Annotated in this window: 16 protein-coding genes; 6 read left to right on the plus strand and 10 right to left on the minus strand. The window is 61.6% G+C overall.

Annotation, left to right across the window (positions count from 1 at the left end):
• The first annotated feature begins 23 nt into the window (after positions 1-23).
• Positions 24-3641, plus strand: coding sequence for a tetratricopeptide repeat protein (locus tag A5740_RS07845; protein WP_083653956.1), 3618 nt, complete (start codon positions 24-26; stop codon positions 3639-3641).
• A 47-nt stretch (positions 3642-3688) separates the two neighbouring features.
• On the opposite strand, the gene A5740_RS07850 is transcribed toward A5740_RS07845, so the two are convergent.
• The 8 genes from A5740_RS07850 to A5740_RS07885 all read right to left on the minus strand — a co-directional run bounded on the left by A5740_RS07850 (position 3689) and on the right by A5740_RS07885 (position 13527).
• Positions 3689-4522 carry a PfkB family carbohydrate kinase gene (locus tag A5740_RS07850; protein ID WP_254849102.1) on the minus strand — a complete coding sequence of 278 codons (834 nt, stop codon included), beginning with the start codon at positions 4520-4522 and terminating at the stop codon, positions 3689-3691.
• Entirely contained in the window at positions 4519-6084 is a 1566-nt protein-coding gene (locus A5740_RS07855) for an ROK family protein (RefSeq protein WP_076192820.1), read from the minus strand. Before A5740_RS07855 ends, A5740_RS07850 begins: the two co-directional genes overlap by 4 nt.
• Positions 6085-6198: 114 nt before the next feature.
• Positions 6199-8736 carry a protein kinase gene (locus tag A5740_RS07860; protein ID WP_076192822.1) on the minus strand — a complete coding sequence of 846 codons (2538 nt, stop codon included), beginning with the start codon at positions 8734-8736 and terminating at the stop codon, positions 6199-6201.
• On the minus strand, positions 8729-9463 hold the full coding sequence (locus tag A5740_RS07865; protein WP_139334990.1) for a PP2C family serine/threonine-protein phosphatase: 735 nt from the start codon (positions 9461-9463) through the stop codon (positions 8729-8731). Before A5740_RS07865 ends, A5740_RS07860 begins: the two co-directional genes overlap by 8 nt.
• Positions 9460-9756: an FHA domain-containing protein gene (locus tag A5740_RS28920; protein WP_076192826.1), complete on the minus strand. Its 297-nt coding sequence runs from the start codon at positions 9754-9756 to the stop codon at positions 9460-9462. Before A5740_RS28920 ends, A5740_RS07865 begins: the two co-directional genes overlap by 4 nt.
• Before the next feature lie 182 nt (positions 9757-9938).
• Complete coding sequence (locus A5740_RS07875; protein WP_076192936.1) at positions 9939-10577, minus strand: 4Fe-4S cluster-binding domain-containing protein; 639 nt, start codon at positions 10575-10577, stop codon at positions 9939-9941.
• A 5-nt stretch (positions 10578-10582) separates the two neighbouring features.
• Positions 10583-12400 carry an AAA family ATPase gene (locus tag A5740_RS07880; RefSeq protein WP_076192828.1) on the minus strand — a complete coding sequence of 606 codons (1818 nt, stop codon included), beginning with the start codon at positions 12398-12400 and terminating at the stop codon, positions 10583-10585.
• Positions 12397-13527, minus strand: coding sequence for a hypothetical protein (locus A5740_RS07885; RefSeq protein WP_139334992.1), 1131 nt, complete (start codon positions 13525-13527; stop codon positions 12397-12399). The genes A5740_RS07880 and A5740_RS07885 overlap by 4 nt, the downstream gene beginning before the upstream one ends.
• A 228-nt stretch (positions 13528-13755) precedes the next feature.
• Here A5740_RS07885 and A5740_RS07890 point away from each other — a divergent pair, with 228 nt between their 5' ends.
• From A5740_RS07890 to A5740_RS07900, 3 genes are all read left to right on the plus strand, one after another.
• Positions 13756-15924: a hypothetical protein gene (locus tag A5740_RS07890; RefSeq protein WP_139334993.1), complete on the plus strand. Its 2169-nt coding sequence runs from the start codon at positions 13756-13758 to the stop codon at positions 15922-15924.
• 5 nt (positions 15925-15929) lie between these two features.
• Positions 15930-16340, plus strand: a complete 411-nt coding sequence (locus tag A5740_RS07895) for a PGDYG domain-containing protein (protein WP_175616190.1) — start codon at positions 15930-15932, stop codon at positions 16338-16340.
• 416 nt (positions 16341-16756) lie between these two features.
• A complete protein-coding gene (locus tag A5740_RS07900) occupies positions 16757-17422 on the plus strand; it encodes a M23 family metallopeptidase (protein ID WP_175616191.1) in 666 nt (221 codons plus the stop codon).
• 74 nt (positions 17423-17496) lie between these two features.
• On the opposite strand, the gene A5740_RS28240 is transcribed toward A5740_RS07900, so the two are convergent.
• Positions 17497-17847 (minus strand): hypothetical protein, encoded by a 351-nt coding sequence (locus A5740_RS28240; RefSeq protein ID WP_139334994.1) that lies wholly within the window; start codon positions 17845-17847, stop codon positions 17497-17499.
• A 1059-nt stretch (positions 17848-18906) separates the two neighbouring features.
• Here A5740_RS28240 and A5740_RS07905 point away from each other — a divergent pair.
• Complete coding sequence (locus tag A5740_RS07905; RefSeq protein WP_139334995.1) at positions 18907-21591, plus strand: PQQ-binding-like beta-propeller repeat protein; 2685 nt, start codon at positions 18907-18909, stop codon at positions 21589-21591.
• Positions 21592-21593: 2 nt separating this feature from the next.
• Positions 21594-24251 carry a toll/interleukin-1 receptor domain-containing protein gene (locus A5740_RS07910; protein ID WP_076192840.1) on the plus strand — a complete coding sequence of 886 codons (2658 nt, stop codon included), beginning with the start codon at positions 21594-21596 and terminating at the stop codon, positions 24249-24251.
• On the opposite strand, the gene A5740_RS07915 is transcribed toward A5740_RS07910, so the two are convergent.
• Positions 24246-25019, minus strand: coding sequence for a DUF5663 domain-containing protein (locus tag A5740_RS07915; RefSeq protein ID WP_139334996.1), 774 nt, complete (start codon positions 25017-25019; stop codon positions 24246-24248). The genes A5740_RS07910 and A5740_RS07915 overlap by 6 nt on opposite strands.
• Between the last annotated feature and the right edge of the window lie 59 nt (positions 25020-25078).

A 25078-nucleotide genomic window follows, 5' to 3' on the forward strand; every position in this document is an offset into this window, starting at 1 on the left:
AGCGGCATGGAAGCGGAGCCTCGGTGACAGTCATCCCGGTGTTTGTGTCGTCAACATTCCGCGATTTCCATGGCGAGCGCGACGTATTGGCGGGCCCGGTCCGCGCGGCGCTGGACGAATTGCTGCGTCCCCACGGATGTCGGGTGGAGATGGTGGACTTGCGTTGGGGAGTCGCCGCGGGTGAGATCGACGATCCAGATACCGCGCAACGCAAAATCCTGGACGTGTGCCTTTCCGAGATCGCCAGATCGCGACCACTGTTTGTGGGACTGGTCGGATACAGATACGGCTGGGTTCCACCCCACGAACGTGCACGCCGCGTAGCTGACGAAGCCGGTCTGGATGTGGACGTTCGTGGACGCTCGGTTACTGAACTGGAATTCATCCACGGCGTCAGCAACCGGCCGAACACGATGCAGTCGGTGTTCTTTGTACGCGACATCAAACGCAGAATCCCACAGGGTTGGCGTGAAGTGGATGCCGCACCGGCGCGGCGTTCGGAGTTGCTGCGCGAGTGGGTCACCAATCACCCAGGTATAGCGGTGCATCGGTATCGGGTCAAAACCGATAACACCCGGGTGCGGGATCTGAGCGGATTCGAAGCGCTCGCGATCAAGACACTCGGTCCACTGGTATTACGACAGGCCGACTTCCTCGTCAGCGAAGCGAACGCCGAAGACCCCACTGCCGCAGTAGAATCCCTCTTCTTTGCCGAACGTACCGCCGTCGTGGAAGGGCGTGACGATCTTGTCTCGGCCATCACCACAGCGATCAATGAAGGTGGATCACTCTGTTTGACGGGCCCGTCCGGCGTCGGAAAATCAGCAGTATGGTGCACTGCCGTCCAACGGTTACGGAACTCAGGACACCAGGTCGCGGCTGTGCCCATTGGCGCCAGCGCCGACACGACGAGCGAACGAGCGGCAGTTGCGCGCCTCGCAGCGCAACTCGGTGCGCAAATCCCCGACGAACTAAACACCACTCAACAGCTGCGCAAATGGTGGCGCCGGCTGACCGAGGATTCCGGCGATGTTGTGATAGCCGTCGACGCCACGGACACCCTTGACGAGGGTGAGTCGAGGGACGAGTTGGGTTTCCTTACCGGCTTGTCCGACAACGTCCGACTCTTGGTATCGACGACAGACGAGCCACAATTCAACCTGTTGTCTCAAACCGGCACACGACGGATCACGGTCGACGTTCTGCCTCCCGCCGCGGTGGCTCAAGCAGCAGCGGGCATGGCCCGGGCACTACGCCGCGAACTTCCCTCTGCGGCGATCGCTTCCCTTGCCTCCCAACCTCGCTCGCCACTTTGGGTATCGCTCGCAGTCGGTGAGTTGATGGCTCTCGACGAGGACGATTTCGCGACCGTCGATCCCACTGGCGACGCGGTAACCGAGTTGGCAAATCTCGTGATCAGGACCGTCGAACGGTTACCGGAGACGGTAGACGGTGTTGTCGGCATGATCACCGCTCGTGCAGGCGAGCGCTTCGACGCCAAGTACGTCGGTTCAATCTTGAGGTTACTTACAGTGTCCCGGTCCGGTTTGACCCCGAGTGACCTTGCCACCATTACCGGCCTGCCCGATGTCATGGTAGCCGGCCTGAAGCGTGCATTCGCGGGCATGATCGAGGTTCGCGGTGCCGGGGGACGCCTCGGATTCACCCATGGCGCAGCGAAAGCCGCAGTTGACCGGGCCTACCTGTCGGCCGAACAGACGTGCGAATCGCATGCAAAGATCGCGCAACACCTCGGTTCGCTACGCGACAACGATCCGATCCGCAAGGACGACGCACTCTGGCACGCTTTGCATTGTGCGGGAACACCATCCGCCGGCCCATTGCTCAACCAGATCGGCGATACTGACAGCGAAACCGGCATCCGGGCGCGCAGAGTGATGGCTCACGCCCTCGCAAATGGCATCGATTTCGACGTTGTTACGAAAGGCCTTGATCATCAAGGATTGTGGATCCTCTTGGCAACTGAGCGCTCTGAATGGCCGGAGGTCCGCGTTGACGCATTCAGACATCTCAGACAGATCAGTGCTCGTCATGCCCGCAGGCTGCACGAAGCGAACCCCCGGAGCGACCGCTCGATCAGGGCGGTCGGTGTCGCATTGTCGAACCTCGCCGATGTCGAAGCACGCGTGGGCAACTTGGCGCAAGCCCGTGAAATTATCGAAGAATGCCTGCAAATCATGCGATCGCGATGCAGTACCGATCCGACTCCTGCAGGACAGCGGGACCTCTCGGTCGCATTGCGTCACGCCGCCGACGTCGCCGACAAGATCGGAGATTCCGACAGTGCGATGCGGTTCACGACGGAATCGCTTGAGATCTCACGGAATCTCGCGCAACACGATGCCGCAGGAGTCCAGGCTCGGCGCGACGTCGCCGTATCTCTGCTCGACGTCGGCGGGCAAGCTCACGCCCGCGGGGACAGTACGCGAGCGCTTGACGCTTACGCAGAAGCACTACAGATCTGGCGAGAACAGACCACAGCCGACCCCGACGATCAATCCGCGTTACGCGATATGAGTGTGGCGCTCAACCACGTCGGTGAAGTTGCACGGCAAAGGGGAACGTTTGAGCGAGCCAGAGACTCGTTCGACGAGGCGCTGGAGATCCGGCTCAAATTGCTGAGAGCCAATCCCGGTACCCCGCAGTCGTTGCGAGATGTCTCGGTGTCTTTGACCCACGTCGGCGAACTGGCCCGATCTACCGGCGACATCGACCGCTCGGACGAGTGCTTCGCTGAAGCACTGCGCATCGCCCGCCAGATATCCGCAACGGACCCTTCAAACACTGTCGCATTACGAGATATCAGCGTTTCGCTAGGCCGAGTAGGTCAACTGGCCATCGATCGGCGTGACTGGAACGCGGCCAATGCCGCGTTCAACGAGGCGCTGCAGATTCGCCGGCAACTGTTTGCACATAATCCAAACAGCTCTGAGGCGATCCGCGATGTAGCAGTATCCCTTGGCGACCTTGCGCGTGTCGCGCATGATCGGAAAGATTGGACGCATGCTAACGATCGATATGTAGAGGCCCTGAAGATATGGCGACAGTTGCATCAACGGGACCCGGCCAATGTGCAGACCGTAGAGGATCTGTTGACCGCGTTGATGGACGCAGGCCAGGCTGCCCGCAATGTCGGTGACTTAGACCGGGCGTCTTCAGCGTATGCCGAATCGGTCCAGGTGGCACGTCAGGCGTCAACCGAAAAGCCAGGCGACGCCGCTGCCATGCGCGCCATCAAACTGGCTCTGGACAACCTGGGGGAAACGCACCGACGCGCCGGCCGATTGAGCAAGGCGTTGGAGACCTGTGAGGAATCCGTTCAGCTGGCACAAGCAATCAACGACATCGATCCGGGAGCCCGCGCCCGCCGCGATCTCTGGGCTTCATTGACGCTGCTTGGTCGCGCTGCCGACCAGCCCGAACACGCTGGCACTGCGAGCGCCAGTTTCAAAGAGGCACTGGACATCGCGCGTGAACTTCACGCCGAGCGACCCACAGCGAATACGACGCGCGACCTGTTGGGCACTCTGCGTCGCCTCGGCCAATCCGCCCGGCAGGACGGAGATACCGCGCTTGCCGCCATGTGCCACCGGGAAGCCAGCGAGCTCGAAGGCACGTAAGCACCACAGCGCCACTGTGGTCGCGGGGCCTTGCGGGGCCGGCTGTCTCAGATGCCGTCCAGACGCCGTTGCAGTTCCGTCGCCACCAAATGAGCTGCCCGTGTGGCGGCGTCGAGCGGCTCCGCACCTTCAGCGCGATTCGCGACGTAACAGACGGTGAACATATCCCCCGCTCCGGTGGTGTGCGTGCCCTTGACCCGCCAGGCGGCCGGGACCGTGACCGGCGATCCGTGAATGTAGACGTCACACCCTTCTGAACCATGGGTCACCAGGATCTCAGGAACCCCAAGCCATTTAGCTGTTTCTGCGGTGAACTCGCCATCTGCGACAATGGTCGCCTCATCATCCGCGATTTTGAGGACGGTGACGTCACGTAGGAGTTCGAGGCCGAAGTCCCGGTCCAACGCGACGGGTCCGAGCTGGTCCGAGCGGACAAGGCCCTGACCGTCGTAACTCAATTGGTGACCACGCTCTGCGAGTTCCGCAAGGGCCGGCGCAGGAAAGTCTTGCCGGAGCAACGGCGCAACGTGCACCCACGTCGTCATCGGCGCCGCCGCCTGAATCTCCGCCGTTCCCCAGACGGCTCCGACAGCTTCGACCGTCAGCGTCCGATTTTCGTCCTCGTAGCGCAAACCGAATGAACTCGTACTGTCGGCAGCAACGATTTTGAGTATCGTCCTGAACCGGTCGAGAAGTGCGTCGAATAGGTCAAGGTCCTCGGCGGCAGCTGCTCCCACAATTCTGCCGAAACCACCCGCGGCTTCGATGGCCGCCCCAGCGAATGACGCACACCCTCCCGGGCTCGGTGGAGCGTCATCGATCAGGTCGACCGACAAATTGCCCAGCACGGTCACGCCGGCCGTGAGCGTTTGCCGGCTCATTTGAACGGCCACTCGTCGTTGGGATGAAACATCAAGGCGGCACCGGTGGCGATACCGTCCTCGGTATAGCTCGACTGCACAATCGGAGTGTTGGCCACCTCCGCCAAGGCGTTTCGTTGTATTGCCACGGTGATTTCATCGATCATGTGGAAGAAGAAGCCAGTCATCAACCCTCCGCCGATCACCACAGCGGCAGGGTTGACGAGGTTGAGATAATTGGAGATCCCAAGCCCCAGCCGCTCTCCCACCTCAACGGCGATCTCTTTTGCCGCTGCGTCATCAGCTTCGATCGCCGCGACAACGGTCTCCGGCGTCATGTCCTGGTCGGTCGAGGACAGTGCAGTCTGGCGTCCCCTACTTTCCCAGTCGATGGCGATGGCACGCGCCCGGTCGACGATCGCCTGAGCTTTGACAAACGTTTCAAGACACCCGATTTGGCCGCAGGCGCATGGCGGTCCCGATAATGCGACCTTGGTATGTCCGAGTTCCCCGGCACAGAAGTTGCTTCCGAAGTGGATGCGCCGATTGATCACGGTGCCGGACCCCACACCCGTTCCGACGAAGATGCAGGCGAAGCTGTCGAACTGCGACCCGACGCCCAGATGGAGCTCGCATCGGGTCGCGCAACGCACCTCGTTGTCAACTCGAACGGGAATGCGCGGGAAAGCACCGTTGAGAAACGTCTTGAACGGTAAATTTCGGGAACCGAAGAGATTTGGGCCAAACTTCAACGTGCCGGCACGCAAGTCAACCTGACCCGGCACCGCAACACCTATTCCGACCGGCGGAGCGTCCGGAAACTGTTCGTCCACCAACTTTTGGATCAACAGTTTGACCGCGTCTAGAACCCCGCGCCCCGATCGCATGTTCGTCGGCAACGCAATCTGCTCGGTGATCGGCGGCGCCAAAATGTTCGAGGCGTCCATCGGCACGACACACCCTCGCACCTTGGTCGCCCCCACATCGATACCGATACTCCTCGGTACATCGACTGCCGCAGGGCGGGCAGAGACTGCCGGGGAGGTCTCCGGCACTCGGGCAGCAGGCACGTAGTCGTGTGACGGTTGCCGTTCCTCCGTGTCTTCATCCAAGAGCAGCCGCAGATCGTGCACAAGGTGACCGAGGTGGCCGGACAGCGAGCCGTGCGACGCATCGAACCACTGATGACTGCGCACGAACAAGCTGACTCGGCGGCTGCTACCCGGGTCCGCATCATCAGTGCGGATCACTAGGATTCGCTTGCCCTTGCTTGCGCTGTGCTCGAGCTCGTTGACAACATGTGTTGAGTTGCTCGCGGCTTCGCTATAGAGCAGCACGAACACTGAACACTCGTCGATGCCGTCGACGATCGCTTCGCTGTACCGGTGACCAGCGGGGATATCGCGGGGCGCCAACCAGCAACTGATGCCCTCGTTCTCGAGCTGTAGACACAACAGTGCCGCGCGGTCGGCATCGTTCGACGAGTGACTCAGAAAGACGCGACCCGGTCCAAAACGTCGATTCATCGGCGGCACCACATTGTCTGACACATCCTTCGCATCGAAGTAATCGGCGCCGCGCAACGACGTCGGATTGGCAAATGGCCACGGCGAACGTTCACGAGCTGTGACTTTCGGTTGTGATCGTCGTGATCGATGTGCTCGTATTCATCGCGCGCACACTGAGACTCGGCGTCCTCACCGCAATGTGAACCCATTGTTCCCAGCTCCGTCGAGGCTGAAGTCGAGCACGTGGCCGTTCTCGGTCAGCAAGTTGATATTTGTGGCAATAGGATTCATCGGTGTGCGCAGGCCGGTCTTGGTGCTGTGTTGTGAGAACGACCGAGAACTCGTTGCCCGAACGGGCTCAGTCCAACTCACGGCGTTCACCACTATTTCGCCTGTGAAAGTGTCGCCGTCAGGCAAGTTGTAGGCGCCGACGAACTGCCAGCCGCGGTAGACATTCACGCGGTTGCACCCATCTGGGTTCGTTCCCTTGAGCCGGCCGAGGTGCACCTGCCACAACTCGGCGTCATGCGAACCATTCTCGGCGTCGAAGTCCCAGCTTTCACAGTTGTAGTACCGGTCGTCGAACGGAAACGCGGTTTCGCGAAGTTTTGCAATGGTGGTTCTCTCCGCGTCACGCCATTGCGACTGGGCCAGCGGCAACAGAAATGCCAGGGTACCGATCAGCGCCACGGCACCGCCGACCACTGACACCCGGCGATACTCCCAGGGCCTGCGGAGCACCAGAAATAACCCCATCAACAACACTATTGGGAGCAGACCGCCCAGGTACGTGGCCCAAAAGTGGTCGCTTATGCCGCGCACGACATCCTCATACACCCTGGGATCCGGCTTGAGGACGAACGTCTTGGTCATCAAGAAGTGTCCGATGAGGAAGGGCACCAGCACCGTGACGGCAAGGAGGCCGGCGAACATCACCGCCATGACATCGTAGGTAGTCGCGTCCGACGCAGCGCTCCGGGCCCGGCGACGCACCTCTTCGGCACGGTCCTCTTGGATCTGCTGCCCTCTTTCCAGAGCCGATTCCGCGCAGGCGTCGAGCAGAAGTGCCAGGGCTAGTTCGGCATTCGATGCTCCATGTCCGCGACCGGCATCGACGACCAAGCGGACGAACCAATCCATCTCCCGCGCCGGCGCGTAATCCGGCCCACTGACCCGCGCCACCACGTCGTCGGCATACTTTTGCTGAGTTCCGGACCCGGCGGTCGTCACCACGAGCAACGCAACCTGCCGAACGAACCGGCGCATGTCGTCCGTGAATATGATGCCGCGCTGGGCAGCAAGGTCGGAAGCTCTACCAACCAGGTCGTGCCAGTTGACGTCGATCATCCGATAGGTAGCCCGCATCCCGTCATCGGCCAGGCTGCCCAACAGCTCGGCGTCGAACAACGCGCCTACGACGTCCGTATCACCACTCTGGGCCATCCGAATCAGATCGGTGGGCACGGCCACGCTCTGCCCACGAAAGGTCAGCGGCGCATCCGGTGCCAGTCGAGCGATGAAATAGGTCACCCTAGCGTCGGGATCCCAATTGTTCTGGGCCACCTCGGAATAGTCATCAGCGGTGTGGAACTCCTCAGTGAGCCAAGTGATCAGACGCGCGGTGCCTTTGCCGCTGAGCATCCGGGCCGCCTCGCTCTGCCGCTCGGACATCGCCGCTCCAAGCGCAGCCGCCGTCGTGAACTCTCCCACCCCGGCGAATGCAAAGGGCTCGACACACTTTTGACCATCAATGCCATCCGGCAGGACCTCGCCCCGACCGTCGAGCGGCCGGTGTACCGCAGGGGCTTTCCCCGCCAACCAGGCCTCGACCTGCGCTGCTCCCCAACGTAAGTCCGGATCGCGCGTCAGCAATCCGGCCAGCAGCAATTTCCAACGAGCACGACGTTCGCTCGGAATTACAAGCCCGTCGACCTCCGTCAGCGAGACATCACGTGAGATCAGATCCGCTTCGATCGCCCGTTGATTAAGCCAATGTCCGTCGCCAACCTGGTAGTACCCGCGGCCGACAAGGACGGTGTACATCACCATGCCCAGACTCCACCAGTCGGCCGGTGCTCCCTTGATGCGCATGATCTCCGGAGCGTTGTAGGCCGTGGTGCCCTGACCGAAGTTGCTCAGATTGGAGCGCTCGCCGAGGTTGATGGTCAACCCGAAGTCGCTGAGCACGAGGTCAACCGACGCTGCGTCACGGACCAGGACGTTGCGTGGTTTGACGTCACCGTGCACGATCCTTGCCTGTGGTCCTTGCAGATTCTTGAGGCAGTGCGTCAACCGGGCCAATACCCGGATTGCTGTCTCATCCGTGCCGCCCTCGGTGGCAATGAAATCTTCAAGGGTTCCGCCTGCGCAGTACTCCATCACCTCGAAGTGAATCTCGGTGCCCGCTACGCGATCGCTGCCGCGCTGAAGCACCTCCACTGTCCACTCCCGGAAGAAGTGCCTGCGGTATTCCGGCGAGTCGAACTCAAACGCATATGTCGGTGCGCGAAAGTACACCTTGACTGCCACATGCAGGCCACCACCGTTGGTACACAGCCAGACCCGGGCCTCGGCCCCTACACCCAGCTCGCGCACAACCCGATAGCCATCGGCGACGAGCGACGGCGGCAATGGCTGATAATCCGCGTAACCGTCTTGCCCGTGCTCGATGAACGTTTCCGGCGCCCGTCCCCGCGGAGAGCCCTCGATGAATGTCTCGTTAGCCAACGGCCCGCTCCTCGGCCGTATTCACACTCACTATCGTCACGTTGTCACCGCCCCCTCCCCTCAACGCGAGATCGCGCAAATCCATCTCCAGTGTCGATCCGGCCGACAACACCTGCTTCTCGATCTCCAGCGGGTCGGCGTAGTCGTCGAGTCCGTCGCTGCACAGCAACAGTCCTGGTTCGGACGGCAGCCGGCACTCGAAGAAGTCCGGCTCCAAGAAGATCCGCCCTCCTCCGCCGAGCGCCTGAGTCAATCCATTCGACGTCGCGTCCCGGTGGTCGACAGAGAGCTGAGCCAGGTACTGCCCTTCCACCCGATAGCACCGTGAGTCTCCGACGTTGAAAACGAGTGCGGTGCCACCGGGATACAGCACTGCCCCAACCACCGTGCAACCCATGCCTGTCAGCGCTGGATCCTTAACCGCAACATCGTTAATCGTGTCTGAAACCTGTTGCAGCAGAGCGGTGACGGACTGCGTCGTGGCCGGCCCCAGTGCCCCGGGCGCTGTGATCAGCGTGGCTGCAAGTCGGCTGGCCGTTTCGCCTGCCGCATGCCCGCCCATCCCGTCACACACGACTACGACGCTGGGTGCGGCGATCTCCATCTCCATAGACACCGGCTGGGTCACCTCGCCGTTGAATGCCCACCCGGACCAACCGACGCAGTCTTCGTTGTGATCGCGGACCAGACCCCGGTGGGTGAGAGCGGTGATCCGTACCCGCGTCATGACGGCCATCTGATCTCGACAGCGACGTCGGACGCCAACCGCAGCGCCTGCCCTGGACGCAGCTCGTATTCGGTGGAGGCCGGCAGGCGCTGATCATTGACGAACGTGCCATTGCTGGAACCGATATCGGTCACATAGAGCCGACCGTCCTCATAACGCAACTCGGCGTGGCGTCTCGAGACGTTCAGGACGGACCGGAACACACTCTCGGTCGACAACGCCTCATCCCGACCCAGGGTCAGAACGCGGCCGGGCTCAAGCGTCAGGCGTCTGCCGCATACCAGCAGATCCACGCCCGCACTCAGTGGCGCAGAATCGAGAACCGTTCCCGGGACTGACGGTGCTGCCTTCGCCGGCTCGGGCGGTGGTTCGGCGACCAGATTGGAGAGGTCCCATAGATCCCTTGTGCAATTGGCACATTGGGAGTACACGGCACGATCCCAGTTCCTGCCACATCTACAGGTGACGGGATCGGTCAGCTCAGCCATGAGGTTCTCCCCAATGTCACACCCCGAGCCTGCACTGAATCGCGAAGCCGAGAGAGGTCCCCGGCTTTGGGAATACCCACCATCCATATGGAACTGCCGTCGACACTGATCGAGATCTGGCTTCGCTGAGCTGAATACAACCGGTCGAATTCCGATTCGGGATAGCGGTGGGCCGCCAGGTCCGTCAATCGATGAACTTGCTGATTCGCTGACCCGCGAAGTGCATGGTCTCCGCCGTGTTGTTGTTCGAAGGGTTCGCTGATCAGCAGATCAACCAAACCTTCCCACAGCCATGGGAAGTCCCGCTGCAGTTGCGCCGTGGGGCGCCCCGAAAACATCACGACATCGGCGTCCTCACCGCGGTCGGAAAGAGCTTCCAACAGCGCCCGCAGAGCCGCGGGCTGATCGGTGGGTTCGCCGCCGGAGATGGTGATCCCGTCCAACGGGGTCAGCGCATCCAACCATCCCAGGACAGCCGTGACGTCACAACAGCTTTTCTCGTCGAACGGCCACGTATCGCGGGACACACATCCAGGGCAGTACAGCGTGCAGCCTTGAAACCAGATGCCGGCCCGCACCCCGAATCCCAGATTTCGGACCGGATGATGTAGCCGCGACAACAGCATGGTCGTCACTGCAGAACCGCCGTCCAACCGTCTCCGTGGTGTTCCAGCCGGACGACCGTGACCCCTGTCGTGCCCTCATCACGTTCGAACAGTGCTCGAGCGACCGGGTTCGTGAACATCGCCTCCACCGCGTTGCGCACCCCACGTCCACCGAACTCCAATTGGAGCCGTGCCCCGTCGAAAAGTGTCCGATGCACGTCGTCGCTGACCGTCACCTGGATGCCGAGGTCGTCCCGAATCCGTCGAACGACATTGCCGGTGAACACTGGAACCAGCTGCTCGGCAACCGCATCAGAAATGAAATCGAAAACGACAATGTTGTCGCCGATGCGATTGAGAATCTCCGGACGCCCGATCTCGTTCTTGAAATGATCCTGGACCGCAGTACGTATCTCGCGTTCGACCTCGTCGTACGTCGCGCCCGGTTTGACTACCGGCACCCGGTTGCCGGCTTCGTCATGTTCGTAAACACCGAGGTTCGAGGTGAATACGATCAATGCCTCACTGAAGAACACAGTGGCGCCCGTTCCGTCAGTAAGCCGACCGTCGTCGAGTATCTGGAGAAACTTGTCCAGTATCCGCGGATGCGCCTTCTCGATCTCGTCGAAGAGGATCAGGCGGAAAGGTTGTTGCCGTACAGCATTCGTGAGCTCTCCACCGCCACTGAAGCCCTCGTACCCCGGGGGAGCACCGATGAGCCTGGCCTCGTTGTGGTCTGCACGAAACTCGCTCATGTCAAACCGCAAGAATGAATCTTTTTGCCCGAAGACCAATTCCGCAATCGACTTCGCCAGTTCGGTCTTGCCGACCCCCGTCGGCCCGGCAAAGAAAAGTACTCCTTGGGGCCGGGTCGTCGATCCTCGTGATTCCGCTCCGGTCAGACCCATACATGACCGGACCAGGATGTCCACAGCTTTACGAATCGCGGCCGGCTGACCCAACACCTTGGCGCTCAACGACATCGCACCGTCGCGAATGCGCTGTCGCAAACCGTCGGATTGCCAGGGATTGTCAGGTACGCCGTGGCGAAAAGTACGGACTGCGTCATCGATATCGACCGCTGGAATCTGTCGGTCCTGAGCCAGGCGGCCAATTTCCGACATCGACCGTAGAGTCAAACCGTCGGTCTGGGCGGCAAAGCGCGTGACAACGTCGGCCAGTCCGGGGCTGCCTGGCGCAGGTGCGTGCGGCAATGAAAGGGCCAGTGATCGGGCGAGTGCGATCCGGTGTTCCATCGTCGGCTGCGGCACCGAGATCACCCGTGCCAGCTCTGACGAGGCGAGCCAGTAGGGCAGATCACCCTCTCGATCCAGTAACCAGATCACGGTGTTGTACAGCGGTGCCCGGTGTCTGCCCTCAACGTGCCGGGCGGTCGCGGTCAGCATCAGCTTTTCGGCGGTCGCCAGCAGGCGATGGAGCCCCTCAGCCGCGAAGTTACCTGCGGGCGCGAGCCTGGAGGCGTTCGAAAGGACGAGTACACACGGACGATCAGAGACAACCACGGCCCGGATCAACCCAGATAGCAGCTCATGGCTCGGAGCATCGGCCTGTCCGCTGCATACTGTGGCGATCATGCCGGAGGCCACCTCACCGTCATCGCGCGCGGCGATCGCGCCGTCGACCGGGTCGTACACGATGACGTTGCGGTGACCTGCCGCTTCCAGCTCCGACAGAATCGCGTCGACCACGGAGGCCTGCCGGGGTGCCGAGGTACCACGAGGGAGGAGCACGATGTCCCGCAAATTCCCGGTGATCAGGACCTGCGGGTTGGCGGGAAGTGCAATATCGAGTTCCCGTAGCCACGTCGGGTGTTCGAGCGTCACCGCGCGTTCCTCTTGTGCACGGTGGGTTGAACTGCATCCTGACGCGGAGCAGGACGAATTGAACTTCCGGGCAAGCTGATCGTCTCTGGGGTATAGAGGCCCGGCAATTTCTGTTCTTTCACGCTGGACGTCAGCCCTCGACGCGACATCCCGCTGATCAGCCCAGGCACACGACGACAGAACTCGTCCTCGGCATCACGGTCGGCCGCCGCGTCAGAGGTGGCCAAACGCACTGCCCGCAAGCTGATTTCGCCGTCGCGAATGTCGGCGCGCAGCCCATGCGTGCCACTTTGCCGAACCACCAGGGTTCCCGGGGTCTCCACATTGACATCCAGCACGTCATAGCCCAGTTCGCGTAACGAATCCTCCATCGCTTGGCGTACGAACTCGCGATCCGATTGCGCGGCGACGCGGTCCAATTGCCAGGTGATCGCGGCTCGCGCTCGCGCGAGAAGTCCCTCGGAATCCACGTTCCGATCGACGGTCGTCGCCGCTTGGTCAAGCAAGGCCTGTACCGGATCGGGATCGGGGAGATGGCTCAGTTGGGCGCGCAGCTCCGCAACTTCGGTGCGCTGCGCTTCGGCACGTTTGGCGCGCCGGTTGGCCTCCTCGATCCGGTCCACCAGATCGGCGTACAACAGCCGGGCCCGCGCTGGTTCGGTGGCGGCCAACACGTCGCGGGCCGCGTCGACGAGTTCCGGGGCGTCGACGCGCAACGAAGCCAATCTCGCGCTGATCTTGTCCGCGTAATCCACCCGCAGCGGTACCACCGGCTCGTGAGGCACGGAAGCGGCGGCCGCCGCGCGCTGTTCCCGCTGTTGCATCTCGACCAGGATGTCCTGCATGCCGGCCATCACCTGGTGCGTACGTGCGTCGAGGCGGCGTCGTTCCAGCTCGTTGACCGAGCGGGCCAGCTTCTCCTCAAGCTCGTCGCATTGCCGTAGCATCGCGTCGCTGTTTCCGGCCACCAATGTGCCCGAAGCGATCATGCAGTCGAGATGGCCTGCCGCGCGGCAACGACGCTCCAGAGCTGAGGCCCGCCCAGTCAGTGAACGCCACCGACGGGTAGCGGCCTCGACGCGCGACCGCTCAATTGCCCGATAGTCGATGACCTTCGGCCCGCTCACCGTCACCCTCACTTCCCGAGGAATCAGACCCGCCTGTCCCACCGCGGCCGCATCCTCGAGAAAGCCGGTGAGCGGTCCATAAAGTTTGCCAGCTTCATTGGGGGGAAACAGTCATCCGTTCGTCCGACGCGGGTGGATACCTGGCTGTGGAAAAATGCCGCTCCAACTACGCCTTCGTCGCCTGACCCCATGAGAGACGCGGTCACAATCTCGATCTAGGAACCCACCATGCGCATCTCCTCGCCGAGGTTCTGGACACTTGCCGCGCGACAGAAAACCATGAAGGAGCGGTCGCTGACCCAACCGCGGCACGTCATGGTGTTACGCCGCTTCGCCGCGGCCCTGCTCGCGGGTTACGCCTGTCTGATCAGCTACCTGGCAATCGTTGCGCTGAACCCCGCGCTTCGTACCCACATACCGTCTTGGTGGACGTGGTTCGGAGCGCCCGGTTCATCGGCGACGATAAGCGTGACCTTGGGTTTACCGTTGGGCTATCTGATACTTCGCCGGTATGCAACGGGCCGCCGCCTCCGCAGTGCGTCACTGTTGGTCATCGGCGGCATGGCAGTTTCGGCGATAGTGCTGGCAATGGGAGCCTACTGGAAATGCCACGAGGCCCAGTCGCCATTCTTTGCGCCGCTGTCTTGGACCCTGGGTCTGTTCGTGGGAAGCGTGGAAAACCCGTTTCTCCAGTCAGATTCAACGTCGGTGTGCGCATCGGAGCAGATGCCGGTTGCCTTGGAGTTGGCGCGATTGCTGGCCATCGCCAGCACCTTGACCACCGCGGTGGCCGCGGCGATGACGTTGTCACGAGCCCAGCTTGACCGGATTGCGCTCTGGCGCGCCCCCGCGCTCGTGATCGTGGTGGGAATCGATGCGGAGTCGATCCCGCTGTTGCAAGCGATCGCGCGCAACATGTCTCCCCGTGAGACCCTCGCCGTGTTGACCAGCAATCCGGACTCCGAAGTCATCGCTGCGGTCCGGAACGTCGGTGGCAGGATTCGCACCGTTGACCTTGACGACGATTACGAACTGGCTGGTTTGACACTTTGGCCGCGGTTGGACCGCCTGTATCTCCTGTCGAACGACCCTGCCCGAAACCTATCGCGTTATGCGGTCATCGACGAGCAAGTGGACAGACTTCAAAGTGACCGGGTGCGCTTGCCGCTGACAGTCCGGATCGATGATCCATGGCAAGCAGAAGTATGGCGGCGCAGTTTCCTGTCTAGTTCTGAGCGTCGCTGGGTGGCTGATGCGATCGGCCGTTACGAGATCACTGCCGCCAAACTGATCAGGCACATCGCAGGTAATGACAGAGCCGAACCTACGCGAACCGTGCTGATCTGTGGAATGTCCCCGCTGACTCACGCTTTGACTTCCGAACTGGCACAAGTACATCGAGAATACGAGCTGTACACACGGCCCGGCACTGACCTGCCGAACAGCGCCGTGATCATGGCGGCTGATGCGTCAGGCTTCATCGCAGATCACAATCTGCGACAACAACGCGTTGCCGGCGACGGGCCAGCGGTGCAGATCTTGCCCATCGATTCGGAACCCACCGTCGAAATGATCGGCCAGTATCTGAAGGAGACCGAGCCTAGCTCGGTGGCAGTGATCCTGTGCAACACGGAAAGCAGCGGGCAAGGTGTGGGAACACGGCTAGCCCTCCGGTTCACGGGCCTCAAGATCTACCAGGTATCCGACTCCGCGACGGCCCTCACCAGCACCTCCGTCGTCGGCCAGCTCTACGCCTTCCCGATCAACATGGATATCGATGCCACCGCCCCGCAGGATGCATGGGAACGGGCCGCGGAAATGATTCACGAAAGCTACAGCCAGCGGTCTCCGCGCGACACTCCGACCACCCGGTATTGGAAGGACCTGGATCCGTTCGTCAAAGGTTCCAACCGACGCCTGGTGATCAATACATTGTGGATGGTGGAAAAGGAAACTCGTCTCACCTGGAATTCACTGGAAAGCCCGCCAGTCGAACCACTTCCGGAGGGCTTCACTTCTCTGTCTGTCGAGGACCAACTCAAAATCCTCCTTCTCGACGAGGCCGAGGTCGACCGATTGATCGAGCGGGAACACGATGATTGGTGCCGGTATCACTGGGCTCGCGGCTGGCGCCAAGGTGCCGAAAAGTCGTTCGAGCGCAAGGAACATCCGGCACTGCTCACCTGGGCCGAACTCATGACGACGGGCCAAGCTGCCAAATATCGGGACGTAGCCCTGAAAACCCTTGTGGGTACGCTGATCAACCTCCGCAACCTCGGGTACCGCGCAGTTCCGAAGGAACCGAGTGTGCCACCGGTTGGAGCCCTATTCACCTCCGCGGACCCCGAAGTCGATCAACGGATTGCTTCTGAACCCGACAATTCACCGATAGGTTGATGGCCATGGCCCGACTGCTCAATCTCGAGGAGATCGACGAGCTTCTTGACGGCGCGGGCAGATATCGCTCGACGATCATCGTGGGTGCGGTGCAGATTCAGCAGGAATCGGACTGGACGACTGCGCGCGGTGATCCGCTGCAAATGGCCGCGGGTGACTGGTGGGTGACCGATGACCGCGGTGACCGGTGGTCGGTGGCAGCCGACGTGTTCGCGCAGACGTACGAGCAGCTGCCCGACGGACGATACCGAAAAGCTGCCCAGGTGGTCGCGACGGAACTGACAGAAACCGTGACAGTGCAAACCCTCGAAGGTCTTGCCACGGCCGAGCCCGGTGACTGGTTGGTGCGAAACCCCGGCGGTGAATGTTGGCCTGTGCCGGCTGCTGACTTCTCGCGACGCTATGAGAAGGTCTGACGCACTCCGGCAGCGAGCGGGGGTGGTAATCGGAACCTGCGCGTCGACCGAACGACGGACTGACGTGCTCGAGGATCCGTGACACACTCACGCGCATCGTGTGTCGTGCACGGTCGAGAAGGGGGCACCACCTTTGTACGACACCAACGATCTGCCCATCGTCGGCCGGCCCGGCAGCGTTGCACAAAATGTCATCGACTGACGATAAATCCGTGCCGAGCACCGCTAGAAGCACCGGTTCGATGTCATTCGTTTCGTCCACCGATACGTACGGAAAGTAGTCGGAGAACATGAATCGTCACGTCACCCTCACCAGCGTCGCTTCAGTTGTCGCCGTTCTGGGCGCAGGCGCTCTGATGTATGCCGGCCCCGCCACGGCTGATGCGTCCGCGACAGTCAAGGCACGCACCCAGCGAATGTCACAACCCAACTTGGGCTCCCAGCAGAACGGTTGGTACAACGAAGGCGACCGCCTCACTCTCGTCTGTTCCGAGCGTGGGCAGAAAGTGAAGGGATTCTTCAGCTTCAACATTCCAGGTGGCTGGGATGATCTCTGGTACAAGACTTCCGACGGAAACTTCGTAGCTGATGTCGACATCGAGACCGGCACGCTCGATGTGGTCGCGCCCGGCTGCGGAGCTCCGAACCCTGACAACCAGTCTCCCCCAGCCCCGTCCGGCGGGCTGCGCGTTCCACTGGACGGAAACCCGGCCGTCAACCGCGGATTCGGTGGAAACGGCCACAACGGAATCGACTACCACGCGAACAGCGGGACACCTGTGTACGCAGCGAATGCCGGCACCGTCGCCTTCGAAGGTTACGGCGCGAACAATTCCTGGATGACCGGAATGGCCGGCATCTGCGTACTCCTCAAACACAACGAGAATTACACCGGCTACGCGCACCTCAGTCGTACCGTGATCAACAACGGTCAGCAGGTCGCCAAGGGCCAACTCATCGGATACTCCGGCGCGACCGGAGCGGCATCGGGCCCGCACCTGCATTTCGAAGTACTTCCGCTCAATCCTGACTTCGGCAACGGGTTCGCGGGCCGGATCGACCCTGCACCACTCCTGTCGTAAGGGTTCAAGGTCTGGAGTCGCAAAGCCGATAGAGCCGTGACCGACGAATCGGTTCGTCACGGCTCTTCCAGTCCTTAGCATCGGTATCCGTTGTAGCCTTGACTTTCCCACGGGTAGATCGACAACCGGAAGGATGAGCACCATCCCCGGTTGGCATATTGTCCGGCAAACCATCGGTGCCCCTGAACGAGCGCGAAGAAGGAAGCCTTGATCTGCCATGGTGCTGCTGCCGGCAACGCTGGCACACGTCCCTCCGACAGCGCACGGGTCTCCGCCTTGGAGAGGTAAACCGTGCAACGGCCATTGGCGCAGCCACCCGTTGTCGCGTTGGACGGCGCCGCTGCGCCTAGTGCGATTGCCAGTGCTACGACGATTGCCGCCACCGTCACGACGAACCGTCCTGTCACATTGTTGAGCGTGGCCATTGCCCGTGTCCTTTCGGTGTTCGATGCTGGAATTTCCCCGCATCTGAACCGAATACCGATCCCCCGGCACCGTCGGCTACAGCTCCGCATGTTCTTTCCAGCACCCTGTAACACCTCGCGTGGCGAATCGGATATATCACGTGAACCGCTGAAACTCGGAGAGCCAGTGCCCTGATCCCCGCCTTGCCAGCCGGATACACGTCTCACAGGAGACGTGTATCCACAGGAAGGTGGCAACGATGGGACAGGACAAGAGAATTGCCTTCGCTATAGCCCAGCTTCAAGGCAAGTTACACACCGCGGCCGGCGACAAGCGCTGCGGCTGCGGACCCTGCGGCCACTGGGTCGCACGGGCGGCGCGCAGTGCGGGAATTTCGCGTCAGTCGCTGGAAGCCCACCTCGGCCCGGCTGCCAAGCCGCAGACCAGGCGCGCTACGCGCAGACCGCTTACCAGCAGGATCTGCGACAGCAGCACCATCCGACCCCGTGGATCCGATGAAGTGGGCACGGGAATTGCCCTGCTGCTCAACCGGCTCCATGAGGGCGGCTGAAGGTGCCGGTCGGGTGGCCGATCCACCCGACCGCCCCGGCGGTCACAAGAAGCGCAGTCATGCAAGCGATACCGACACCGCATACGCCTGTAGTCCGGACGGCCGATTTCGCGGTGCTGCGGGGGCTGGCACCGTGGACTGCACCACCATAGAGAGGAACTCCCATGATGAAAATCATTCGCCGACTCCGTGCCACCTGCCCGCGCTGCAATGGCACCGGTGGCCATAGCGACTTCGGCAACTGGGTGAACTGCTCGGCCTGTCGCGGTACCGGCCAAAAGTAGATCTCGCCACGACGGGGCCGCCCACCATCGGCTGGGCGGCCTTTGTCGTGCGCTGGAAGTTGTCTGCCCGCACTCCTTCGCGAGCCAGAAGCGTGTCGTACAAATGGATTACAACGGTGACCGATTCCTCGACACCATCGCGACCTGCCCGCATATCCGTGCCAATATGAGGAACCAATAATTGTCATTGCGGAGTTTCCCACCGAGGCGGCGAAGGGTGAACCATGAACCGTGTCGACGTCATATACACGCCGACAGATGCAGGAACCGTAGCCCCTTTCATCGAGGCCTTGACGGCACGCGGCTTGCAGGTCGAGACGGCGGCTCCCGGCCCTACTGGCAATTTCCCGGTGGCCGTTCTGATCACCTCATCGATGCTCAGCGCTGAGGAAGCCAAACGAGTGCAGGCGATCGCCGAAAGTTACGACGAGGTGCTGCCGGTATCGTTTCTGCCGGGGCCCGCCCCGATCTTCTCGGGCCTCAGCCAGAGTCTCATTGCACAACTCGGTGTCGACAAATGCGCCGCACGCATCAGCACGATCATTCAGCACGGTGGCAAGGCAATCATCGGTTGGAACAATCTCGTCGCCGACGCGTTGCGGTGGCAGAGCGAAGGCAGGCAAGCACTGATCCCCGAATCGGAGATCGGTAGCTCACTCGCGCTCCTACAGAGCGGGCCGGCACGGGAATCCGAACGACGGGATCTGGTCCGCGACTACATCGACGCCAGCCAGCAAGCGGTCAGCCGACGTCGTCGGATCGGTCAGAGCGTCATCGGAGCGACGGCCGCGGTTCTTTCTATCGTTCTGGTTTTCGCTGTGGTGCAGGCAATCAGCGCGCGCGTCTCGCAGAATCGCGCGCAGCAGGCAGCAGATATCGCAACATCGAGTCGCCTGGCGCGCGAAGCCACCAACCTCATCCCGGGCGACCCCGATCTACCCACGTTACTGGCGATGTCGGCCCTACAATCCAGTCCGGGTTCAGCCGCCCAAACCGCTGCTGCGCGGGTAGCGGCGAGCACCTGGCCACATACAAGCCACCACCTGGAATTCAAGCCGCAGGGAATCAGCGCAGCCGAGGATTCGGACCGCGTCGCGATCGTGAAAGCCGGCGCGGGCATCGTGGTCTATGACGCTCCCGGCGGCAACGTTCTGCATGAGTTTCCATTCGAGGATCCGTCGAGTTCAGACGGCGCTCTCGGCATTCTGAATCCACAAGGAAGCCGTCTCGCAGTTCAGCAACCAGATGCAGGCTCTATCTATCTGTTCGATGTCGACAGTGGTGAGGAGCTTCCTGAGATTCCACGGCGGAGCGGTATCGCGCTTCTCGACTGGCTCGACGATGATCACGTACTCATCGGCCGAGACAACCAGCTTGTCTCGATCAATGCAACCGATGGTGCAGTCGCGGTCATCGCCGAAGCACCTCTGGGAGAGCTTGTCGACAGTGCCTCCGTGTCCACCGAGCAGAACCGGATCGTTGCGGCAACTGGCACATCGGTAATGATCGTGAACACGACCACGCACAGTGTCGAACAAACCCGCTCCGCCACGCTGACAAACCCGTCACTGAGCGCCGACGGCGAAATGGTTCTGGGTATCGACTACCCCCGGCCGGTGACTTTCAGCCTCGCCGACGCCGATACCGGGTCCCCGAAACCCCTGCCCTTTCCCGCGCGTCAGATTTTTCCGGTCGACGCGCAGTACGCTCTGATCACCACCGGCACCGGCGAAGTCTCGATAATCGGTTCGGGTCGCATCTTTCAGACCGTCCGTGCACATCTCAGCGGCCGGGTATGGGCGGCGCGCCTGTCCGATGGACGGTTCGTCACCGTCGGCGCCGACGGCTTTCTCCGCGCTTGGTCCGTTCCCTCGGCTGAGATCTTCGGTGTTGCCACCTCTGCCGGGCTGATCGACGAATCTGCCCGGATGGCGAGTGTCATTGGCGTTCATGCCGCGCCCCGTGAGTCAGCTCGCAACCAGATCCGGATCGCCGCAGACGGGCATCTCGCCGTCACGATCCTGCCCGGATACGCGCGAGTGGTGAGGACCAATGACCTCAGCACCACAAACCACTGGTTCTTCTCCGGCTTAACCACCGATATCTCGCTCTCCGCAGACGGCTCACGGATTGCAAGTGTCGGGCCAAAGCGAAGTCGTACCTTCGGATTCAATGAGACTGACAAATTCTGGACACACGATGACGCGCCCGTGCTGCCTGGGACGACAGCCGCGACCGCGATCGGTGACGGCGGCAAGGCGGTATCGGCCGTTAGCAATGACGGCTCGACGATCTTGATCGCCGACGAATATCAAGTGTCGCGTCGGCGTGACGGCGACAACAGCGATCAGCATTTCGATATCGCGAGGCATCCGGTGTCGCTCAGCCCTGAGCCGACGGGTCCAGGTGAGGTACTCACCGCCGACGGCTACCTACGTCATTCCGACGGATCCGAGGACCGCCTGGAACTACCCTCAGCCGAGGAACCGTTAACGATCGCCGCGGCCGAACCGCGTGTGGGCGGAGGCTTCACTCTGGTCACCGACCACGGTCGACTGTTCACATCCTCAGCCGATGGGCTGACTCCGCTCGGAAGCATAGGTGCGGGTAATGATGCCTTCGCACTTCGCACATCGCCGGCTGGCAGGCGGATAGCAGTGATCGGCGAGCAAGGCATCGCGGTGTTCGACGCGGACTCTCGTAGGGTGATATTCCGCGAAGCCGCATCCGGACAGTCGACGGTCACCGACGTTGTTTTTTCCGATGATGATGCCGTCCTTTATGCCGTGACTCAGATCGGTGCGGTCCGATCGATAAATATCACCAAAGAAGACAACAAACCTCACTTGGTGGCGCCGCGTCTTCTGACCACTCAAGAAATGGCGTTGTTCAACCTCGGAGATGACTGACCGTGGCCGATATCGGAATTTCCTACGCACATGTCGACGCGTCACTGGCGATCGGTGTTCGGCGGGCTTTTGTCGAGTGTGGATACAGCGTCTGGATGGACGAGGCGGGCGAGGCCGCAGAGAGCGCCGAATCCATTGGTTTGCCGTGGGGGCAAGCTCATTGGGATGTCATCACCTCCGAATTCGCCGCAGCAAATGTGATCGTCGTCATCGATACCGCGGCATGGCGGCAGTCTCGCTACTGTCAGGACGAATATCTATTCGTTCGAGACTGGGGTAAATGGGTCGAGTTCATCGACAGCCGCAGTGGCGTGGTCCCGGACGCAACCCGAATCGGCGAGATCGCAGCCCTCGTCGCGGCCCGTCAACCGATCACCAGCGCCCACGCTCGCCTGGTCGAGGCCGCGCGTACGGCTGCACCGCGACAGACGAGTCGTCTTGAACGCCTGTTGCACCACGGCGAGGAACGTGACGCCCAGGTGGTGCTCGCCAGTTCCTCTGCAGTAGACGGTGTGACCGTCACAGAACGAATGGCACCCTACGCGCAAACCGCGATCGAGCGGAGTCGCCGAGCCCGAAAACGGTTGCGCCGTATCGCGGTCAGTGCGACCGCTGTCCTCGCTGCGCTAGCACTAGTCGGCGTCGGGGCCCTGATGTTCGCGCGGGCTGGAGAGCGGTCAGCACAACAGTCAGCGGCACGCAACCAGTCGCTGGAACTGGCAGCTCAGTCGACGATGGAGATCGATACCATCAAGGCGCTGGCACAGGCACGTGAAGCCGATCAGCTTTCGCCCAGTAGGGAGTCGATCGAAGCTGTAAACGTGGCCACCGCCAACGACGGCCGTTTGCGGACTGTCGTCATTGGACCCGAGGATTTCATGGCGGCTACCTGGGCGGCGGATGCACCGGTCATTGTTGCCTATGTCAGCAAGCGGCTTGTCGTGCTCGACGCCAATTCCGGTACGCAACTGCGCAGCATCGACTTTGACGATTCGATCCGTCTCGGGAGCGTCGCCGTGTCGAAGGATGGGGGCCAGGTTGCGTTCGTCACCACGCGTGGCCAGAGTTTGGGCATAGCCAACCTGCAGACCGGCGACGTACGCACCACCGATATCCGGAACGTCAATGTCGTTACCACTGGCGACGGTCAAGAGCTCTGGTGGGCTGCGGACAGCAGTCTGTATCGGGGCAGTTTTCATCAGCTCGGTATCGAGACACCCCAGCGTTATCCGCTGCCGAATCCGGCACTCGCAGTCGATGTAACCACCGATCGACATCTAGTCGACTACATCGATTCACGGGGTGTGTTGCACAGCAGCACCTACGACGAAAGATCCATTACCGAATCTGGTGCCATACCAATCGTCCCTCAAGATGCCGGTCCTGAAACACCGTCGCCTATAAATAGAACCATCAGCAACCCAGCCGCGATTGCGGACCCAACTTACGCACTCGCCGCAAGTTTACAGCGGTGCGGAAACGACCTCTTCGGTGGCATTGAGGGGGACAGCGCCCTCAAAGGCACATCGTTCAATGTGATCGACGGCGTCATCGACACGCGGGTGCAGCACGGTGCACCTCATACGCCCGTGTGCAACGCCGATAACACCGCTTGGTACTCGACGGTCATGCCGGGCGGACCTTCGCAGCTGGTTGGTACGAGCGTGCCCTGGCTGCCGAGCGGCGCCGAACGTACCCTGCCCATCTCCGACCCGCGCAATGCACGCGCCGCTGCAATCACGAACAACGGGCGCCTGTACCACATTCCAGCGACACAGATTCAGCGGTACTCCGCGGACGGCGCGCTCACCATGTTGCAGATAGGTTCAGCGGAGTACCTCGTCCATGCCGACGGCCGCATTACCAACGCAGACACAGGAGCCGAGACAGGAAGGATTCCTGGACCCGTCGATGCTTCTAGCGCCACCGCTGTCGACGAGTACGGGGTCATCGCGACTCGCGATACTTTGTGGCGCATAAATGCCGCCGGTCACACCGACCCGATGATGTCGCTCGTGAATACCACGATCTACGGCATTCGGCCCGGAGCAGACCACAAGACTTTTGTCTGCGCTATGCCGGGCGGGATCATGCTTATCGACCCGGCATCAGCGGGCCATACAACCATCCCTCTCGACGGGCTCGACATCGACGAATCTCCTGTCGACGCCGACATTTCAACTGCTGGCGATGCGGTCAGCTTCGTCACTGATGCCGGCCGTGTCGGCACCATAACCATGGCAGGGTCCGAACCCGTCGCGGCCCCACAGTTCACCACCAAGTCCGTTGCCCCGGGCCCAAGAAGTCGGCTGGCGTACGTACCCGACAGCGAGAATCTGATCGTGGCAACCGACGATGGCGCCGTCCGCATTCTCGACGCGGATCTGAAGGTGGGCCCAATTGCGTTTTATGGTGGGACGGTCGACCAGCTCTCCACGACAGGCAAATTCGCCGTTCTGAGCTCAAACTCGCTGGGCACGACCCTCTACGACAGCAACTCCTTGACGGTGCGAGACCGGTTGACCCCAGATGTCGGCGACATGAGTGCTGACACCATCACATTGGATCTAGAGGGTAAGAGGTTGGCCGGCGTCGTTGTACGTGATCATCAGACCGGCGAAGACTCGACAAGAAAGTACATTCCGCTGCCCACGCTATGAGCGGGCTCGCACAGCTGACTGACCGCCGGCAACCACGAACATCACAGTAAGACGTGTAATGGATTGCTCGAGCAGCCGCCCGAAATGCGTAGGTGTCAATTGTGCAGAGAGCTGTGTGACCACCTGCCCGACGAGACGACCATCCATGGCAACAGCCTTGGGTAATGGCGCAACCAGGTTCCAGCGTGTCGCGAATTGCGCTGCCCCGCAGGCAGCTCTGTTCTCGGCCAGCCATCCGGTGACGCTGATCAGATCGCCCCGTTCGAACAGCCCGATTTCGATGACCAGTTCGGGACAACCCAGCTGTGCCTTCAGCCGGAACTCGAGCGTGTCGGCGGCTCGTCGCACCATGTATCCACTCTCCGAGAGGATCTGTTCGGCCAGTTCCAGCGATGGCTCGACCACTTCGCTGATACGACGGCTTCGGTCCGCCACTTCCGGCTGCGCTCCCAGTACGGCTTGGGTGACCTCGGCGACCAGTTGGGCGCGGACTCGGGCCACCGTCGCACAGTACGTAGGTATCACGTCGTGCAGCCATTGCGCACAAGCGGATGGATTCTGTTCTGTGAGTTCGTCGAACTCCTCTAGTTGCGGCTCGCTCAGGTGACAAGCCAACGCGTATCCGATCCGCTGTTCCAGCTCGGTGTGGGTGTGTGCCGCGAGAGTGTCCAGGTCAGCGTCGGGCAGACCACCAAGTCCCACGGCCAGCATGTCGCGGGTCAGCGTCCTGGGTTCATCAGCTGCAAGCCCGCCGGAGTCACCGGACACGATTATCCTCGTACCGCATCATTCATCCTTCCGTCGACGGGCCCCGCGTCGATCCGCGG

The sequence above is a fragment of the Mycobacterium sp. GA-1841 genome (assembly GCF_001954135.1).
GTDB lineage: Bacteria > Actinomycetota > Actinomycetes > Mycobacteriales > Mycobacteriaceae > Mycobacterium.

Coding starts and splice junctions, on each gene's coding strand:
- A5740_RS07850 (WP_254849102.1), bottom strand. CDS start 4,522: ATGAGCCGGCAAACGCTCACGGCCGGCGTGACCGTGCTGGGCAATTTG.
- A5740_RS07865 (WP_139334990.1), bottom strand. CDS start 9,463: ATGACGCGGGTACGGATCACCGCTCTCACCCACCGGGGTCTGGTCCGC.
- A5740_RS07875 (WP_076192936.1), bottom strand. CDS start 10,577: ATGCTGTTGTCGCGGCTACATCATCCGGTCCGAAATCTGGGATTCGGG.
- A5740_RS07890 (WP_139334993.1), top strand. CDS start 13,756: ATGCGCATCTCCTCGCCGAGGTTCTGGACACTTGCCGCGCGACAGAAA.
- A5740_RS07895 (WP_175616190.1), top strand. CDS start 15,930: ATGGCCCGACTGCTCAATCTCGAGGAGATCGACGAGCTTCTTGACGGC.
- A5740_RS07900 (WP_175616191.1), top strand. CDS start 16,757: ATGTCACAACCCAACTTGGGCTCCCAGCAGAACGGTTGGTACAACGAA.
- A5740_RS28240 (WP_139334994.1), bottom strand. CDS start 17,847: ATGGCCACGCTCAACAATGTGACAGGACGGTTCGTCGTGACGGTGGCG.
- A5740_RS07905 (WP_139334995.1), top strand. CDS start 18,907: ATGAACCGTGTCGACGTCATATACACGCCGACAGATGCAGGAACCGTA.